We start from the raw sequence: 15,187 nt of genomic DNA on the forward strand, positions 1-15,187 counted from the left end.
TTCCGAGGGGGGCTCGGCTTCTGCGGACTCAGGGCGCCGTGCGGGAGCTCAGAGCACGACCACCGAGCGCAGCACCTCACCCCGGTGCATCTTCGCGAACGCCGCTTCCACCTGGTCCAGGGCGATGGTCTCGCTGACGAACGCGTTCAGGTCCAGCAACCCGTACAGGTACTGGTCGATGAGGAACGGGAAGTCCCTGCTCGGCAGACAGTCGCCGTACCAGGACGACTTGATCGCGCCACCCCGCGAGAACACGTCGATCAGCGGCAGTTCGACTTTCATCTCGGGAGAGGGCACGCCGACCTGGACCAGCAGACCGGCGTGGTCGCGCATGTAGAAGGCCTGCCGGAAGGTCTCCGGGCGGCCGACCGCGTCGATCGCGATGTCGACGCCGAAGCCGCCGGTGAGCTCCCGAACCGCCTCGACGGGGTCCGTGCCCCGCGAGTTGACGGTGTGCGTGGCACCGAACTTCTCCGCCTGGTCGAGCTTCCTGTCGTCGATGTCCACCGCGATGACCTTCATGGCACCGTTGAGGCAGGCGCCGGCGATCGCCGCGTCGCCCACGCCGCCACAGCCGATCACGGCGACCGAGTCACCCCGGCCGACCTTGCCGGTGTTGACCGCCGCGCCGTAGCCGGCCATCACGCCGCAGCCGATGAGCCCGGCCGCCTCCGGGCGTGCCGCCGGGTCGATCTTCACCGCCTGGCCCGCGGCGACCAGTGTCTTCTCGGCGAACGCGCCGATACCGAGCGCGTTGGAGAGCGGCGTGCCGTCCGGAAGGGTCATGGGCTGGGCCGCGTTGCGGGAGTCGAAGCAGTACCAGGGACGGCCGCGGCGACAGGAGCGGCAACCGCCGCAGGGGGCACGCCAGGCCAGCACCACGTAATCACCGGGTCCGAGGCCGGTGACCCCCTCGCCCACCGCCTCGATCGTGCCCGCCGCCTCATGGCCCAGCAGAAACGGGAAGTCGTCGTTGATCGCGCCCTCGCGGTAGTGCAGATCCGTGTGGCAGACCCCGCACGCCTGCACAGTGACGAGGACCTCCCCGGGCCCGGGATCGGGAACCACGATCGTCCACACCTCGACCGGTGCACCCTTCTCGACAGCGACTACGGCACGGACCTCGTGGGGCACGACAGGCTCCTCTGCTGTTGCGCAGTGCACGATGGGTTGCGCGATGGGGAACATAGTGGGAACGCCACCGAGGAGCCGTCAAGAGGTACGGCCGATGGTTCGGGTCAACCCTTGGACAAGCGGACGGACCGGGCGAAATCCGCCGGACACACAACAGCGCGGGACCAGGGATTTCACCTGTTCCCGCGCTGTGTCCCGGCGGCTTCGGCGACCGGCCGGGGCTACATCAGAAGCCGTATCCCATACGGCGGGACAGCTCCATCGCGGCCGCCTCCGTGCGCTTGGCCACCTCGGGCAGCCGCTCCTCGGTCAGCCGGTACACCGGCCCCGAGACGCTGAGTGACGCGATGACCTTGCCGTCGTGCGCCCGCACCGGCGACGCCGCTGCCGCCAGCCCGATCTCCAGCTCCTCCGTCGTGATCGCGTACCCCTGCTGCACCACCGTGTCCAACTCGCCGCGCAGCATGGACCCGACGGTCGCGGTGCGCTCCGTGAAACGGTGCAGCGGGCGCGCCAGCAGGCCCTCGCGCAGGGTCGGCGGCAGATGCGCGAGCAGCACCTTTCCGCTGGCCGTGGCATGCAGCGGAGTGCGCCGGCCGAGCCAGTTCTGCGCGGTGACGGACGCGGTGCCGCGCGCCTGCATGATGTTGACCGCCGCGTCGTCGTCCAGCACCGCGATGTTGACCGTCTCGCCCAGCTCGTCGGCGAGTTCCCGGCACACCGGGACGCCCTCCTGCGAGACATCCAGCCGCACTGCCGCCGCCCCCGCCAGGCGCAGTACACCGGCCCCCAGGTAGTACTTGCCGCGGTCCTTCGCCTGGGCCACCAGGCCGCGGTTCTCCAGAACGCCGAGCAGCCGGAACGCCGTGGACTTGTGCACGTCCAGCTCGTCGGCGATCTCGGTCACCCCCGCCTCGCCGTGCCGGGCGAGGATCTCCAGCACGCTGACGGCGCGGTCCACCGACTGGACGGCACTGGCCGCGCCTCTGCCGCTCTGCTTGGCTCCGCTCCCGGTTCCGTTCTCCTCCTGGCCGGACTGCTTCTGCGTGCGGGTCATGGCTGAACTCTCACCACCTGTCGGCCCGGTTTGGGCCGCATCTGCGGGAACCCCTTGACGCGACGGTCGTCCCGCCCGGATTCTGTTGCGTATAGCGCTTACTCATGCGCGATGTGAAACATCATGTTACCGAAGCGTCCGGATCCCGGTAGGGAACGAGCCCCCGGCAGGGGGGACCCGACCTCGACGGGACCGGATGACGTGCACCAACACCTTTCCCGTGCCCGGACCCGCCCCGGCCCCGGCACACCCAGGAACTGCCTACAGTCTGGCCAAACTGGTCCGGACCATGCGTCCCGGACCGAGAGGGGGGCCCGTGATTCCCGTCTGCCGCCTCGAAGACCTCCCCAAGGGTGAGTCCTTCCGCGTCGAGACGACCCCGCCCGTCGCCGTGTTCCACACCGACGACGGCGATCTCTACGCCATCGACGACACCTGCACCCACCAGGACGCCTCCCTCTCCGAGGGCTGGCTGGAGGGCTGCCTCGTCGAATGCCCGCTGCACGCGGCCTCGTTCGACCTGCGCACCGGCGCGCCGACCTGCCTCCCGGCCCGCCGCCCCGTCCGCACCCACCGCGTCACCGTGGACGACGGAGTCATCCACCTGCACCTCGCGGCGGAGGAGGGGACGGCGGCGTGAACACACAGCGCACCGGCGTCCCCAGCACCCGCACCGGCGCGCAGTGCACGGGCACCCTCGGCACTCGCACCATGACGGGCGCGCGTGGCGGCGATGCCGACGCCGCGAGGAGGCGCCCCGCATGCGAACCGTGACCGTGGTCGGCGCCTCGCTCTCCGGTCTCTACGCCGCCCGGGAACTGCGCGCCCAGGGCTACGACGGACGTCTCGTGATCGTCGGCGACGAACCTCACGCCCCCTACGACCGGCCACCTCTCTCCAAGGACTTCCTCACCGGCCGGGCCGACGAGACCCACCTCGCGCTCACCGACGCCGAGGAGACCGCGGAACTCGGCGCCGAGTGGCTCCTCGGCGTCCGCGCCCGTGCCCTGGACGCCCGAGGCCGGACCGTGCTGCTGGACGACGGCCGCACCGTCTCCACCGACGGTGTCGTCATCGCCACCGGCGCCTCGGCCCGCCGCCTGCCCGGCGACACCCTCGCCGGTGTGCACACGCTGCGCACCCTCGACGACGCCCGTGCCCTGCGCGAGGAACTCACCCGGGGCCCGCGCCGGGTCGTCGTCATCGGCGGCGGCTTCATCGGCGCCGAAACCGCGTCGTCGTGCTCCTGCCTGGGTCACTCCGTCACCGTCGTCGAGGCCGCTCCGCTCCCGCTCGTGCCCCAACTGGGCGCCGAGATGGCCGCCGTGTGCGCCGCGTTGCACCGCCGCACCGGCGTGGAACTCGTGACCGGAACCGGCGTGGCCGGGCTGCGAGGCACCGCCGCAGTCACCGGAGTGGACCTCACCGACGGCCGCAGTCTCCCCGCGGACGTCGTGATCGTCGGGATCGGAGCCGTCCCCAACACCGCCTGGCTCGTCGGCTCACCCCTGGCCCTGAGGGACGGCGTCCTGTGCGACGACGGCTGCGTGACGGCCCTGCCGCAGGTCGTCGCCGTCGGAGACGTGGCCGGCGTCGGCGGCCACCGCGCCGAGCACTGGACGTCCGCCACCCAGCAGCCCAGAGTCGCCGTCACCAACCTGCTCGCCGGACGTACCGCCGAGACCGCCGTCGCGGTGCCCTACTTCTGGTCCGACCAGTACGGCGCCCGCATCCAGTTCGCCGGCAGGCGCCGGGACGGCGACACCGTTCGCATCACTGAGGGCGAACTCTCCGACGGGGCATCGGCCGGGGGCGGATTCCTGGCCCGGTACGAACGGGACGGCCGTACGACGGCCGTCCTCGCCGTGGACCGGCCACGTCCTTTCATGCGGGCGAGGCGTGAACTCGCGCGGAACGCGGGGGAGGGGCAGACACAGTCGCTCCTACGGTGAGAAGGCGCGGGCTCGGATCCGGGCCCGGTGGCCGGTCTCGGCCTCGATGGCCTCACCCCGACACCTGCCGCCCCGCCTCACGAGTGGGACAACTGCCTGGCTGAGTCTCAGGCCCCGGTCGCCTCACCCCGACACCTGCCGCCCCGCCTCACGAGTGGGACAACTGCCCGGTGCCACCCCGCCGGCGTATCCGCTCCTGCGTCCGCTCGGCGGCACGCTCCTGCCGCCGGGTCCGCCGCCGCTCGCGCCGCAGGGCCCGCGCCGTGCTGCTCGGCACGGACACCACGCCGTTGCGCTGGTTCCAGACCTGGCGTGTCACCCACACGTCGAGCGCCCCCCAGGTGGCCGCGATCGTGCTGACCACACTGCTGATCACCATGGGGAAGGCCAGCCAGGACCCCGCCAGCGTGCACAGAAAGGCCACCATGGCCTGGATCAGCGTCACGGCTATGAGGAGGACCGCTCGCACGGCCGCCGTCCGCACCGGATCCGGCAGCCTGCGCCGCCGCGCGGGCTCCTCGACCCACAGGGGCCGGTAATGCTGCCGTTCCCGAGCGCCGTGACCCGCCTCGCGAGTCAGAACCCCCGTCTCCTGCCCGCCGGGCTCCGCCACGCCCTCGGAGCTGTCGCGATCGGTTGCATCGACATTCTGATGCCCCGTCAGTCGCGCCTCGCCCGCCCTGGACGCACCGCGCCGTTCCGCCGTGCCCATCACCGTGTCACTCCCCACCGCCAACAGACCGCTCGCTCGCATCCGAAGACCCGTGCTCCCCAGTGGCTGCCCGGCTTGCGCTGTTCTACGCCGCCCAGGTGCGGGACGCGGCTCCTGTGGCCGATTCCGCCCCCGTTTCCCATGGAGTAGGACGAACGGCCGCCCACGAAGATTCCCGGAAACCGAAAAATTTCAGCCAACCGCCTACGCGCCACTCGGGGGTTGACCCGCGCCGCCACCACCGGTTTCGGGGAGACAACTCCCGCAATGCCCGGACAACTCGCCACGCCTCGTGGCTGGCTCGGAAGTTCAGCTTCCGGACCGGCTTTCGAGTTCCCTGTGGGTCGGTAGTAGGCTCGCGCCGTTTGTTGACGCACATGTGTACCCCCGGTAGCGGGGGGCCCGAGCTGGGGGAGGCCATGCGCTTTCGCGGGAAGTCCATCCGCCGGAAGATCGTGGCGCTGCTTCTCGTGCCGCTGGTGTCCCTGACCGCGATCTGGACCTTCGCCACCGTGCTCACGGGACGTGAGGCGAGCGACCTGTTCAACGTGTCGTCCGTGGTGGAGAAGATCGGCTACCCCCTCGAGGACACCGTCCGCGTCCTCCAGGAAGAACGCCGCCAGACCCTCGTCTACCTCGCCGACCCCCGCGCGTCCGACGGCCTCGCCGCGCTCCGGCGCAGCCGGTCCGCCACCGACAAGGCCGTCAGCGGCATCCGCGAGAACGCCCGGAACCCCGACGTACGTGACGCGATGGGCGCGGACACCGACGAGCGGCTGACCGCCGTCCTGGACGGCTTCGACGGCATCGAGTCGCTGCGCCGCAGCGTCGAGGACGGCACCGTCAACCGCACCCAGGCCCTCGACCTCTACAACCGGCTCGTCGACCCCTGCTACGTCCTCCTCGCCAACCTGCACGTGGTCGACAACATCGAACTGGACAAGCAGTACCGCGCGCTGGTCAATCTCGCCCGCGCCCGCGAACTGCTCTCCCGCGAGGACGCCCTCCTCGGCTCCGCCCTGATCGTCGGCAGGATCTCCCACTCCGAAGAGCGGGACATCTCCGACCTCGTGGCCCAGCGCACCCTGATGTACGACGTCAACCTGCCGCTGCTGCCCGTGGCCGAGCGCGACCGCTACCAGAGCTTCTGGAAGAACGCCTCCTCCGCCCCCTTGCGCGTGGCCGAGGAAGCCGCCGTCTCCTCCGGGGCCGGAACCCCCCGCGGCGTCTCCGCCAAGAGCTGGGACAGCGCCGCCGGCAACGTGCTCGACGAGCTCGGCACCCTCAACGACCAGGCCAACGACCGCTATCAGGACCGCGTCCACCCCGTGGCCGTCGGCGTCATCGCCAAGGCGGTCATCGCCGGTGCCCTCGGCCTGATCGCGCTCCTGGTCTCCCTCTTTCTGTCCGTACGCGTCGGCCGCACCCTCATCCGCGATCTGCGGCAGCTGCGCCTGGAGGCCCACGAGGCGTCCGGCGTCCGCCTGCCGAGCGTCATGCGCCGCCTCTCCGCGGGCGAGCAGGTCGACGTCGAGACCGAGGTCCCGCGCCTCGAATACGACAAGAACGAGATGGGCGAGGTCGGCCAGGCCCTCAACACCCTGCAGCGCGCGGCCGTCGAAGCCGCCGTCAAGCAGGCCGAGTTGCGCGCCGGCGTCTCCGAGGTCTTCGTCAACCTCGCGCGCCGCAGCCAGGTCCTCCTCCACAAGCAGCTCACCCTCCTCGACGCCATGGAGCGCCGCACCGAGGACACCGAGGAACTCGCCGACCTGTTCCGCCTCGACCACCTCACCACCCGCATGCGCCGGCATGCCGAGGGCCTCGTGATCCTCTCCGGCGCCGCGCCCTCCCGTCAGTGGCGCAAGCCCGTACAGCTCATGGACGTCGTACGCGCCGCCGTCGCCGAGGTCGAGGACTACGAGCGCATCGAGGTCCGCCGCCTTCCCCGGAACGCCATCACCGGCCCGGCCGTCGCCGACCTCACGCATCTCGTGGCCGAACTCCTGGAGAACGCCACGGTCTTCTCGCCGCCGCACACCGCCGTCCAGGTCCTGGGCGAGCGTGTCGCCAACGGCTTCACCCTGGAGATCCACGACCGTGGACTCGGCATGGCCGCGGAGGCGCTCCTGGACGCCAACCTCCGACTCGCCGAGACGCCGGAGTTCGAGCTCTCCGACACCGACCGGCTCGGCCTGTTCGTCGTCAGCCGCCTCGCCCAGCGCCAGAACGTCAGGGTCTCCCTGCAGCCCTCCCCGTACGGCGGCACGACCGCCGTGGTCTTCATCCCCGACACGCTGCTCACCGACGACGTCCCGGACACCAACGGAATCGGGTTCCGTCTCGACCGCCCCCAGCTGGCCCCGGAGAACGAGCCGCAGGGCAGCCGCCGCGCCGCACTGTCCCACGCGCCCCCGCAGCGCCCCGGCCTGCCCGCCGCCCTGCTGGACGGCCCGGTCGAGCTCGAGGCCCCCGTCGACCTGGACGCCATCGGAGACTTCCCGGGCGCCATCGATGACGAGGACAGCGAACACGGTGGTCTGTTCCGCCCCCGCCACTCCCTCACCCGCGACCCGGACGAGAGCGCAGACCGCCGAACCGACCCGCGCCGGCAGCCGGCGGACGCCCGCAACACGGGGGAGCGGACCGACAGCGGCGACGAGCTGAGCGCCCCGGCCGCGCTGCCCCGCCGCCACACCCCCAAGCTGGTCAGCTCGCACGGGCGCCCGGTGACCGAGCAGCGCCCCCGGCGGGGCAGGACGGACGAGGAGACGACCCCCGCCACCGGCCGGACGGATACGAGCACCACCTCGGCGCTCCCGTCACGCGACCGGGGCGAGGAGCCCGCGTCAGGCCGCAGCACCGACTGGTCGGGACCCGAACCCGCGCTCCCGCTTCCGGCCCGGCGCCGCACCGAGAACCCCTCCACCGGCAGCCGTCGTGGCGACGCCCTGCCGGACGCACCGCCACCGCTGCCTGCCCGACGCCGCGGGACGGATTCGGGCCGCCGTGGCATCGGCGCGGTCGGCCGCACCGAGGACCACACTGAGTCACCGGCCGCACCCGGCGCCGCCGGCGCCCGGTCGGAGCCGTCGGCTCTCCCCAGGCGGACACGCCGTGCGGAGATCGCCTCGAGCGGCCCGGAACGATCGGACCAACGCTCCGACTCCACGCCGACCGGCACCGGCGGTGCCCCCGGCCAGGAGACGGGCTCGGGCGCGGCGTCCCGGGAAACCGGCCCCGCACCGCAGTCCGGTCCCGGCACCGCCCCGCTGCCCCGGCGCGTCCGGCAGGCCAACCTGGCCCCGCAGCTGAAGCGGAGCTCGCAGCCGCGTGGTGAGGACAGGACCGAGCCCGTCGAACGCGACGCCGAGGAAGTACGCAGCCGCATGGCATCGCTCCAGCGAGGCTGGCAGCGCGGCCGTGAGGAGAACGCCGCGGGCGATGAGGCCCACAGCGGCACAGCACCACAAGGAACGACAGAGGGGGACGGTCGATGACCGCACCGAAGCCGACCGGCCACACCGCGACCAACAGGGGGGAGCTGAACTGGCTCCTCGATGATCTGGTGGACCGTGTCGCGAGCATCCGCAAGGCCCTCGTGCTCTCCGGCGACGGGTTGCCGACGGGCTTGTCCAAGGACCTGACCAGGGAGGACAGCGAGCACCTGGCTGCCGTCGCTTCCGGGTTCCACAGCCTCGCCAAGGGCGTGGGACGCCACTTCGAGGCCGGCAACGTCCGCCAGACGGTCGTCGAGCTCGACGATGCCTTCCTGTTCGTGACGGCGGCCGGCGACGGCAGCTGCCTCGCCGTCCTCTCGGACGCCGACTCGGACGTCGGCCAGGTCGCCTACGAGATGACGCTCCTCGTGAAGCGGGTGGGCGTGCATCTGGCGGCCGCACCGCGCACCGATCTGCCCGCAGGCGGGTAGTGGGATGGCATGAGCGCTGACGGTCAGGGAAGAAGCCACTGGTTCGACGACGAAGCCGGACCGGTCGTCCGCCCGTACGCCATGACCCGCGGCCGCACCAGCAGCCAGGGCCAGCACCGCCTGGACCTGATTGCGGTCGTGGTCGCGGAGCCGCAGGCGGACGATCCGGAAGCCGACCACATGCTCTCCCCGGAGCATGTGGATATCGTCGAACTGTGCCGCGACATCCCGCAGTCGGTCGCCGAACTCGCAGCGGAGCTCGACCTGCCGATCGGAGTGGTACGGGTCCTCGTCGGAGATCTCGTGGACGCGGAATTCGTCCATGTGAACCGGCCCGTGCCCCCTGCCGAGCTGCCGGACGAGAGTATTCTGCGCGACGTGATCAACGGCCTCCGAGCGCTGTGAGCAGCGCGGAAGCGGGGTACTGACGTGACTGGCTGGCAGTTCTGGGTGGACCGCGGCGGCACCTTCACCGACGTCGTCGCCCGGCGCCCGGACGGCCGGCTGCTCACACACAAGCTGCTCTCGGACAACCCCGCACGCTACGCAGACGCCGCGGTCGAGGGGGTCCGCACCCTGCTGGCCGGCTCCGGCGACCCCGTCGACAGCGTGCGCATGGGGACCACCGTCGCCACCAACGCCCTCCTGGAGCGCACGGGCGAGCGCACCCTCCTGCTCATCACCCGCGGCTTCCGCGACGCCCTGCGCATCGCCTACCAGAACCGCCCGAGCATCTTCGCCCGCCGCATCGACCTGCCGGAGCTCCTGTACCAGCGGGTCGTCGAGGTCGACGAGCGCCTCGCCGCCGACGGCACCGTCCTGCGCGCCCCCGACCTGGAGGCCCTCACCGGGCCCCTCCAGGAGGCGTACGACGACGGGATCCGGGCCGTCGCCGTGGTCTGCATGCACAGCCACCTCCACCCGGCGCACGAACAGAGCGTCGGGGAGCTCGCCGCCGGTATCGGCTTTCCGCAGATCTCGCTCTCCAGCGAGACGAGCCCCCTGATGAAGCTCGTCCCCCGCGGGGACACCGCCGTCGTCGACGCCTACCTCTCGCCCGTACTGCGCCGCTACGTCCGGCACGTCGCCGACGAGCTCGAAGGCGTACGGCTGATGTTCATGCAGTCCAACGGCGGCCTCACCGAGGCCGGGCAGTTCCGCGGGAAGGACGCCATCCTGTCCGGGCCTGCCGGCGGCATCGTCGGCATGGCCCGCATGTCCCAGCTCGCCGGCTTCGACCGGGTCATCGGCTTCGACATGGGCGGCACCTCCACCGACGTCTCCCACTTCGCGGGCGCGTACGAACGGGTGTTCACCAGCCGGATCGCCGGCGTCCGGCTGCGCGCCCCCATGCTCGACATCCACACCGTCGCGGCCGGCGGCGGGTCGGTCCTGCACTTCGACGGCTCCCGCTACCGCGTAGGGCCGGACTCGGCGGGCGCGGAGCCGGGACCCGCCTGCTACCGCGGTGGCGGGCCGCTCGCCGTCACCGACGCCAACGTCATGCTCGGCCGGATCCAGCCCGCCCACTTCCCGCAGGTGTTCGGCCCGAACGGCGACGAGCCCCTGGACGAGGCAGTCGTCCGCGACCGCTTCACCGCCCTCGCCGGAATGATCCGCGAGCAAACCGGCGACGACCGCACGCCGGAACAGGTAGCCGAGGGGTACCTGCAGATCGCCGTGGCCAACATCGCGTCGGCCGTGAAGCGGATCTCCGTCCAGAAGGGCCACGACGTCACCCGCTACGCGCTCACCACCTTCGGCGGCGCGGGAGGCCAGCACGCCTGCATGGTCGCCGACTCCCTCGGGATCCGCACCGTCCTCGTGCCACCGATGGCCGGAGTCCTGTCCGCACTCGGGATCGGACTCGCCGACACCACCGCCATGCGCGAGCAGTCCGTCGAAGCACCCCTCGAACCCGCCTCCATGCCCGGCGTCCTCGGGACCGCCGAAGATCTCGAAGCCGCAGCCCGCGCCGAACTCCTCGCCGAGGACATCCCCGAGGAGCACATCCAGGTCACCCGCCGCGCGGAACTCCGCTACGACGGCACCGACACCACCCTCACCGTCGAGCTGACCGAGCCCGGCACGATGCGGCACTCCTTCGAAGAACGTCATCGCGCCACGTACTCCTTCACGCTCGACCGCCCGATCGTCGTCGAAGCCCTCTCCGTCGAAGCCACCGGCATCACCGCACCCCCTGATCTGTCCGCTCTCGCTCCCCACGAGGCCGCCTCCACCGCCCCCGGCCGCAGCCCCGCCGCACCCCGAACCGTCCGACTCCACACGGGCGGCGCCTGGCGCGACGTGCCCCTCCGTCGCCGCGAGGAACTTCCCCCCGGCGACACCGTCACCGGTCCGGCGATCATCACCGAAGCCGGGTCCACGACCGTCGTCGACGACGGCTGGCGGGCCGCGGCGACCGTCGAGGGGCATCTGGTCTTGGAACGCGCCGCGATTACGCAGAGTTCCGATCTCGGTACGGAAGTCGACCCGGTTCTGCTTGAGGTCTTCAACAACCTCTTCATGTCGATCGCCGAGCAGATGGGCGCCCGCCTCGAATCCACCGCCCAGTCCGTCAACATCAAGGAGCGCCTGGACTTCTCCTGCGCCCTCTTCGACCCGGACGGAAACCTGGTGGCCAACGCGCCGCACATCCCCGTTCATCTGGGCTCGATGGGCACGAGCGTCAAGGAGGTCATCCGCCGACGCGGCCCCCGCATGTGCCCAGGCGACACCTACGCGGTCAACGACCCGTACCACGGCGGCACCCACCTGCCGGACGTCACCGTGATCACCCCGGTCTTCGACACGACACCGGCGACCGGCACGGAGAGTGACGCCGGGAGCGAAACGGCGAGGGGAACGGTGAGCCGTACGGCGAGTGGAAGGGTGAGCGATACGGCCAGTGGAGCGGCGAGCGATACGGCCAGAGGCACGGTGACCGACCCGAAGATCCTCTTCTACGTCGCCTCCCGTGGCCATCACGCCGAGATCGGCGGCATCGCCCCCGGCTCCATGCCCGCCGGCAGCCGCACCATCGAGGAGGAAGGCGTCCTCTTCGACAACTGGCTGCTCGCCGAGAACGGCCGCTTCCGCGAGCCCGAAACCCTCCGCCTGCTCGCCGAGGCGCCGTACCCCTCCCGCAACCCGAAGACCAACCTCGCCGACCTGCGCGCCCAGATCGCCGCCAACCAGAAGGGCGTCGACGAGGTCGGCCGCATGATCCAGGACTACGGCCTCGACGTCGTCCAGGCCTACATGAGGCACGTCCAGGACAACGCCGAAGAGGCGGTGCGCCGCGTCATCGACGCCCTCGACGACGGCGAGTACGCCTACGAGACCGACTCGGGAGCCGTCATCCGCGTGGCCGTGCGGGTGGACCGCGAGCACCGGGCCGCGACCATCGACTTCACCGGCACGTCCGCGCAGCTGCCGACCAACTTCAACGCGCCCTTCTCGGTCGTCAACGCAGCCGTCCTGTACGTCTTCCGCACTCTCGTCGCCGACGACATCCCCCTCAACGACGGCTGTCTGCGCCCCTTGAGCATCATCGTCCCGCCCGGCTCCCTGCTCGCCCCCGAGCCGCCCGCCGCCGTCGTCGCGGGCAACGTGGAGACCTCCCAGGCCGTCACCGGCGCCCTCTACGCGGCACTCGGCGTCCAGGCCGAGGGTTCCGGGACCATGAACAACGTCACCTTCGGCAACGAACGCCACCAGTACTACGAAACCGTCGCCTCGGGCTCCGGGGCGGGCGACGGCTTCCCGGGCGCGCCCGTCGTCCAGACCCACATGACCAACTCCCGCCTCACCGACCCCGAGGTCCTGGAGTGGCGACTGCCCGTGCGCCTCGAGGAGTTCACCGTCCGGCGCGGCAGCGGCGGCGCCGGCCGGTGGTACGGCGGGGACGGCGCCGTACGCCGCATCCGCTTCCTCGAACCCATGACCGTCTCCACCCTGTCCCAGCACCGCCGCGTCGCCCCGTACGGCATGGCGGGCGGTGAACCGGGCGCTCTCGGCGCCAACCGGGTGGAGCACGCCGACGGCACGGTGACCGAACTGGGTGGCAGCGACTCCGCGGACCTCGTCAGCGGCGACGTACTCGTCATCGAAACCCCAGGCGGCGGAGGCTACGGCCCGCCGTCGCCCGACCCCCATCAAGCAGGAGAAGAGATCGATGATCTTCGGGCGTTCTGAGCGTGGCAAGCCTCCGGTCGAGCCCGTCACGCTCAAGATCCTCGTGGCCGGCGGCTTCGGCGTGGGCAAGACCACGCTCGTCGGCGCGGTGAGCGAGATCAGGCCGCTGCGCACCGAGGAGCTGCTCACCGAGGCCGGGCGCCCGGTCGACGACACCAGCGGCGTGGAAGGCAAGCACACGACGACCGTGGCCATGGACTTCGGCCGCATCACCCTCCGCGAGGACCTCGTGCTGTACCTCTTCGGCACGCCCGGCCAGGAGCGGTTCTGGTTCATGTGGGACGAACTCTCCGAGGGCGCGCTCGGTGCCGTCGTGCTCGCCGACACCCGCCGCCTGGAGGACTGCTTCGCCGCCGTCGACTACTTCGAACGGCGCTCGATCCCGTTCCTCGTCGGCGTCAACTGCTTCGAGGGCGCTCCCCGTTACCCACTCGAGGACGTCCGCCAGGCCCTCGACCTCGACGAGGGCGTGCCGCTCCTGATGTGCGACGCCCGCGACCGCGAGTCGGTCAAGGAGGCACTCATCGGCGTCGTCCAGCACGCCATGGCGTATGCGGCCGACCGCCGCGAGGCCGTCACCGGCTGACACCGCCCGAATCGCGGACGCGGCCCGCACCCCCGCCGACCGGGGTGCGGGCCGCAGCCGTGAGCGACGCTCCACGCGCGCGTGGTCAGCTGTCGCCGTCCTCCTCCCAGCCGAAGCTCTTCTCCACGGCCTTGCGCCAGTTGTGGTACTCGCGGTCCCGCACCGAGGCCTCCATGTTCGGCGTCCACTCGACGTCCTTCTGCCAGTGCGCCTTGAGCTCGTCCAGGTCGTTCCACACCCCGGTGGCCAGACCGGCCGCGTACGCGGCGCCCAGACAGGTCGTCTCGGAGACCTTGGGCCGCACCACCGGGACGTCGAGCACGTCCGACTGGTGCTGCATGAGCAGGTTGTTCTTCGTCATGCCGCCATCGACCTTCAGGGTGGTGATGTGCACCCCGGAGTCCTGGTACATGGCGTCCACGACCTCGCGGGTCTGCCAGCTCGTCGCCTCCAGCACCGCGCGCGCGAGGTGCGCCTTCGTGACGTACCGGGTCAGGCCGGTGACCACGCCACGCGCGTCGGAGCGCCAGTAGGGGGCGAACAGACCCGAGAACGCCGGAACGATGTACGCGCCGCCGTTGTCCTCGACGCTCGCCGCCAAGGGCTCGATCTCGTCCGCCGTGCGGATGATGCCGAGCTGGTCCCGGAACCACTGGACCAGCGCGCCCGTGATGGCGATCGCGCCCTCCAGGCAGTAGACCGGCGCCTCGGTGCCGATCTTGTACCCCATGGTCGTCAGCAGTCCGCTCTTCGACGGCACAGGCCGGTCGCCCGTGTTGAGCAGCAGGAAGCTTCCCGTGCCGTACGTGTTCTTGGCCGTGCCCACGTCATAGCAGGCCTGCCCGAAGACGGCCGCCTGCTGGTCGCCCAGCGCGGACGCCACGGGTACGCCGGCGAGCTGGCCCACTGCGGTGCCGTACACCTCGGAGGAGGAGCGGATCTCGGGCAGCATGGCCTCGGGGATGTTCATCGCCGAGAGGATCGAGGGGTCCCACTCGAGGGTCTCCAGGTTCATCAGCATGGTGCGTCCGGCGTTGGTCACGTCGGTGACGTGCTGCCCGCCGTCCGTCCCGCCGGTGAGGTTCCAGATCAGCCAGGAGTCCATGGTGCCGAAGGCGATCTCGCCCCGTTCGGCACGCGTCCGGAGGTCGGGCACGTTGTCGAGCAGCCAGGCCGCCTTGGGACCGGAGAAGTAGGTCGCCAACGGCAGACCCGTCTGCTCGCGGAAACGGTCCTGCCCGTCCGAGCCGCCCAGCTGGTTGCACAGCGCGGCCGTCCGCGTGTCCTGCCACACGATGGCGTTGTGCACCGGCTTGCCGGTCGCCCGGTCCCACAGGAGGGTCGTCTCGCGCTGGTTGGTGATCCCCATCGCGCTCAGCTGGTCGGCCCTCAGACCGGCCTTTGCGAGCGCCCCTGCCACCACCGCCTGCACCTTGGACCAGATCTCGGTGGCGTCGTGCTCCACCCAGCCGGGCTTCGGGAAGATCTGGCGGTGCTCTCGCTGGTCCACGGCGACGATCGCGCCGTCCTGGTCGAAGACGATGCAGCGGCTCGACGTGGTGCCCTGGTCGATGGCTGCGACGTGCTTCGCGGAGTTGTCCGTCATGGCTACCCCTTCGGC

General features: G+C 71.3%; 11 protein-coding genes. 7 read left to right on the top strand and 4 right to left on the bottom strand.

Annotation, left to right across the window (positions count from 1 at the left end):
- Window positions 1-48: 48 nt before the first annotated feature.
- Entirely contained in the window at window positions 49-1,134 is a 1,086-nt protein-coding gene (locus FDO69_RS07030) for an S-(hydroxymethyl)mycothiol dehydrogenase (RefSeq protein WP_104778863.1), read from the bottom strand.
- Window positions 1,135-1,360: 226 nt separating this feature from the next.
- Window positions 1,361-2,191 carry an IclR family transcriptional regulator gene (locus FDO69_RS07035; RefSeq protein ID WP_104778864.1) on the bottom strand — a complete coding sequence of 277 codons (831 nt, stop codon included), beginning with the start codon at window positions 2,189-2,191 and terminating at the stop codon, window positions 1,361-1,363.
- A gap of 316 nt (window positions 2,192-2,507) precedes the next feature.
- On the opposite strand from FDO69_RS07035, the gene FDO69_RS07040 reads away from it, so the two are divergent.
- Both FDO69_RS07040 and FDO69_RS07045 read left to right on the top strand, forming a co-directional pair.
- Window positions 2,508-2,831, top strand: coding sequence for a bifunctional 3-phenylpropionate/cinnamic acid dioxygenase ferredoxin subunit (locus FDO69_RS07040; RefSeq protein ID WP_104778865.1), 324 nt, complete (start codon window positions 2,508-2,510; stop codon window positions 2,829-2,831).
- A 121-nt stretch (window positions 2,832-2,952) separates the two neighbouring features.
- On the top strand, window positions 2,953-4,143 hold the full coding sequence (locus tag FDO69_RS07045) for an NAD(P)/FAD-dependent oxidoreductase (RefSeq protein ID WP_170320849.1): 1,191 nt from the start codon (window positions 2,953-2,955) through the stop codon (window positions 4,141-4,143).
- A gap of 148 nt (window positions 4,144-4,291) precedes the next feature.
- Here FDO69_RS07045 and FDO69_RS07050 read toward each other — a convergent pair whose 3' ends face one another.
- Window positions 4,292-4,855 (bottom strand): hypothetical protein, encoded by a 564-nt coding sequence (locus tag FDO69_RS07050; RefSeq protein WP_420878490.1) that lies wholly within the window; start codon window positions 4,853-4,855, stop codon window positions 4,292-4,294.
- A gap of 419 nt (window positions 4,856-5,274) precedes the next feature.
- Here FDO69_RS07050 and FDO69_RS07060 point away from each other — a divergent pair, with 419 nt between their 5' ends.
- From FDO69_RS07060 to FDO69_RS07080, 5 genes are read left to right on the top strand one after another with little or no spacing between them, the layout of a single operon-like run.
- Complete coding sequence (locus FDO69_RS07060) at window positions 5,275-8,352, top strand: sensor histidine kinase (protein ID WP_104778868.1); 3,078 nt, start codon at window positions 5,275-5,277, stop codon at window positions 8,350-8,352.
- The gene (locus FDO69_RS07065) at window positions 8,349-8,783 is read left to right on the top strand and encodes a roadblock/LC7 domain-containing protein (protein WP_104778869.1); all 435 of its coding nucleotides are present in this window, start codon (window positions 8,349-8,351) and stop codon (window positions 8,781-8,783) included. Before FDO69_RS07060 ends, FDO69_RS07065 begins: the two co-directional genes overlap by 4 nt.
- A 9-nt stretch (window positions 8,784-8,792) precedes the next feature.
- On the top strand, window positions 8,793-9,188 hold the full coding sequence (locus FDO69_RS07070; protein ID WP_104778870.1) for a DUF742 domain-containing protein: 396 nt from the start codon (window positions 8,793-8,795) through the stop codon (window positions 9,186-9,188).
- A gap of 24 nt (window positions 9,189-9,212) precedes the next feature.
- Complete coding sequence (locus tag FDO69_RS07075; RefSeq protein ID WP_104778871.1) at window positions 9,213-12,980, top strand: hydantoinase B/oxoprolinase family protein; 3,768 nt, start codon at window positions 9,213-9,215, stop codon at window positions 12,978-12,980.
- A complete protein-coding gene (locus tag FDO69_RS07080) occupies window positions 12,961-13,566 on the top strand; it encodes a GTP-binding protein (RefSeq protein WP_104778872.1) in 606 nt (201 codons plus the stop codon). Before FDO69_RS07075 ends, FDO69_RS07080 begins: the two co-directional genes overlap by 20 nt.
- 85 nt (window positions 13,567-13,651) lie before the next feature.
- Here FDO69_RS07080 and glpK read toward each other — a convergent pair whose 3' ends face one another.
- A complete protein-coding gene (gene glpK, locus FDO69_RS07085; protein WP_104778873.1) occupies window positions 13,652-15,172 on the bottom strand; it encodes a glycerol kinase GlpK in 1,521 nt (506 codons plus the stop codon).
- Window positions 15,173-15,187: the final 15 nt, after the last annotated feature.

It is taken from the genome of Streptomyces tibetensis (assembly GCF_007655005.1).
Classification (GTDB): Bacteria; Actinomycetota; Actinomycetes; order Streptomycetales; family Streptomycetaceae; genus Streptomyces; species Streptomyces tibetensis.

Coding starts and splice junctions, on each gene's coding strand:
- FDO69_RS07080 (WP_104778872.1), top strand. CDS start 12,961: ATGATCTTCGGGCGTTCTGAGCGTGGCAAGCCTCCGGTCGAGCCCGTC.
- FDO69_RS07045 (WP_170320849.1), top strand. CDS start 2,953: ATGCGAACCGTGACCGTGGTCGGCGCCTCGCTCTCCGGTCTCTACGCC.
- FDO69_RS07065 (WP_104778869.1), top strand. CDS start 8,349: ATGACCGCACCGAAGCCGACCGGCCACACCGCGACCAACAGGGGGGAG.
- FDO69_RS07035 (WP_104778864.1), bottom strand. CDS start 2,191: ATGACCCGCACGCAGAAGCAGTCCGGCCAGGAGGAGAACGGAACCGGG.
- FDO69_RS07070 (WP_104778870.1), top strand. CDS start 8,793: ATGAGCGCTGACGGTCAGGGAAGAAGCCACTGGTTCGACGACGAAGCC.
- FDO69_RS07050 (WP_420878490.1), bottom strand. CDS start 4,855: ATGGGCACGGCGGAACGGCGCGGTGCGTCCAGGGCGGGCGAGGCGCGA.
- glpK (WP_104778873.1), bottom strand. CDS start 15,172: ATGACGGACAACTCCGCGAAGCACGTCGCAGCCATCGACCAGGGCACC.
- FDO69_RS07060 (WP_104778868.1), top strand. CDS start 5,275: ATGCGCTTTCGCGGGAAGTCCATCCGCCGGAAGATCGTGGCGCTGCTT.